This window comes from Arthrobacter sp. SPT-J7 (genome assembly GCF_059089965.1).
Window position 1 is genome coordinate 1 of sequence record NZ_JBNHFF010000356.1, and the last position, 2,374, is coordinate 2,374.

Below are 2,374 nucleotides of genomic sequence, written 5' to 3' on the forward strand. Positions count from 1 at the left end.
CCTGGTGGATTTGGATGAGCTGCGGCGCCTTCACACGGAAGGCGCCGCGGCGGGACGAACCACGGAAGGCCGCGCCGCCGTCGCCCGTCCCGGGACTGACGCAACGCTGATCGCCTACGGGCCGTCCGTCCCCACCGCGCTTGCCGCCGCCGAGGCGGCAGCGCTGGAGGGGCGTTCGCTGGAAGTCATCGATGTGCGCACCATCGTGCCGTTCGACGATGACACCATCTGCGAGTCGGTGCAGAAAACCGGCCGGGCCGTGGTGATCGCCGAAGCGCACGGCTTCGCATCCGTGTCCTCCGAGATCGTGGCACGGGTGCAGGAACGTTGCTTCCACTATCTGGCCGCGCCCATCCGCCGGGTGACCGGGTTCGACATTCCCTACCCGGCGCCGAAGCTTGAGAAGTACTACCTGCCCGGCGTGGACCGCATCCTCGACGCCGTTGACGACCTTCAGTGGGAGAACTGACCATGAGTGAAACACGCGTGTTTTTGTTGCCGGACCTGGGCGAGGGCCTTACCGAAGCCGAGCTGGTTTCCTGGCACGTTTCGGTGGGGGACTCGATCTCCGTGGACCAGCCGATTGCCGAGGTGGAGACTGCAAAATCCACTGTTGAGGTGCCTTCTCCCTATGCCGGGATTGTGGCCGAGCTGCACGGGCAGCCGGGTGAGACGCTGGACGTGGGGAAACCGCTGATTTCGGTGACGCCGTTGGTAACCGGGATCGCCACGGATGATGCCGCCCCCGCCCCTTCGCCGGACGGCACTGCTGCAGGCAGCATGCCGTCCGGCTCCGACATGCCCGATGCCACTCCCGGGGCGGCATCATCTGCGGCGGCAGTTGCTGAAGCGGCAGCCGAAACTTACCGCGAAGAGGAAAAAGCCGGGTCCGGCAACGTCCTGATTGGGTACGGCACCCCAGGGGGCCACGGCGTCGCCCGCCGTACCCGTGCTCGGAAGAGTGGGGCGGCCGGTTCTGTCGGCACCCTTCCCCTGGAGGACGGGGCGGCCGACGGCGGGCCGGCGGCGAGTGCCGACATGGACCTGTCCCTCCTGCGCACCCGCGTCCCCGGCAAGCTTGGCGCGGTGATCTCACCGCTGGTCCGACGCATGGCGCGGGAGCACGGCGTCGACCTCGGAGAGCTCCCCGGCTCCGGCGAGGGCGGGCTGATCATGCGCCGCGACGTGGAAGCTGCCATCCATCCGCCTGAAGTTGCTCCCGTGGCCGAGCCGAAGCCCGTGATGGAGCCTGGGCCCACGCCCGCACGGTTCCCTGACCGAGCAAGCGAGGTTAGGGAGCGGGTGGGGACAGACGCCCGAACCGGCCTGGCCATCTCCGCCCGGACGCCGGTCAAGGGAGTGCGCAAAACCGTTGCCGCCAACATGGCGCGCAGCCGTTCGGAAATCCCCGAGGCAACTGTGTGGGTGGACGTCGACGCCACTGCGCTCGTCGAGCTTCGCGAGGAACTCAAGACCGGCGGCTCCCAGGTGCCCGGGCTGCTCGCGTTCATTGCCCGCTTTGTCACCGCGGGGCTCAAAAAGTACCCGGAGCTGAACACCCGCATAGAAACCGCGTCCGACGGGTCCCAGGACATTGTCTCGTTCGACGGCATCAACCTGGGTATCGCCGCCCAGACCGAACGCGGGCTCGTGGTGCCGTCGGTCCGGTCAGCGGAAAAGCTGAGCGCGCGTGAACTGGACGCGGAGGTCCGGCGGCTGACCGACGTCGCGCGCCAGGGCAAAGCCACCCCGACGGAGCTTGGCAGCGGCACGTTCACACTCAACAATTACGGAGTGTTTGGGGTGGACGGATCGGCGGCGATCATCAACCACCCGGAGGTGGCCATCCTCGGCGTCGGCCGGATCATCGACAAGCCGTGGGTGGTCAACGGCGAGCTGGCCGTCCGCAAGGTCACCGAGCTGACCCTCACCTTCGACCACCGGGTCTGCGACGGCGGCACGGCAGCGGGTTTCCTCCGCTTCATAGCCGACGCCATTGAAAACCCGAACACCCTCTTAGCCGACCTCTAACTTTTAACCCCGGCTCACCCCGAGCTCTCTCACTTGATGTCGGTCTATTCGGAACCCTCTCTCAGTTGATGGTGGTTTAACTCGAACCCTCTCTCAGCCGATGTGGGTTTATCCGGAACCCTCTCTCAGCCGATGTGGGTTTATCCGGAACCCTCTCTCAGTCGTGCCGGGACTAGCCTTGTGGACGGACGACGGCGGCCGCGTGCGGTCGTCGTACGCCATCGACTTCAGCAGGCGAAGCTGAGCCTGCTGCATGGGATTCATGATGATCGGCGGTAGCCGGTGGGGCTGACTCCGACGGCTGGCAGATGGCGGCGCGGGAACTTCGCTCGCGGGCGATGGC

The 2,374-nt window shown here is 66.7% G+C and carries 2 protein-coding genes; both read left to right on the forward strand.

Annotated features, from left to right (window positions below; translation table 11 throughout):
- A partial coding sequence (locus tag AC5RWX_RS32565) for a transketolase C-terminal domain-containing protein (protein ID WP_494100303.1) occupies nucleotides 1-469 on the forward strand: 469 nt, incomplete at its 5' end.
- A 2-nt stretch (nucleotides 470-471) separates the two neighbouring features.
- Entirely contained in the window at nucleotides 472-2,031 is a 1,560-nt protein-coding gene (locus AC5RWX_RS32570; protein WP_494100304.1) for a dihydrolipoamide acetyltransferase family protein, read from the forward strand.
- Nucleotides 2,032-2,374 lie beyond the last annotated feature (343 nt).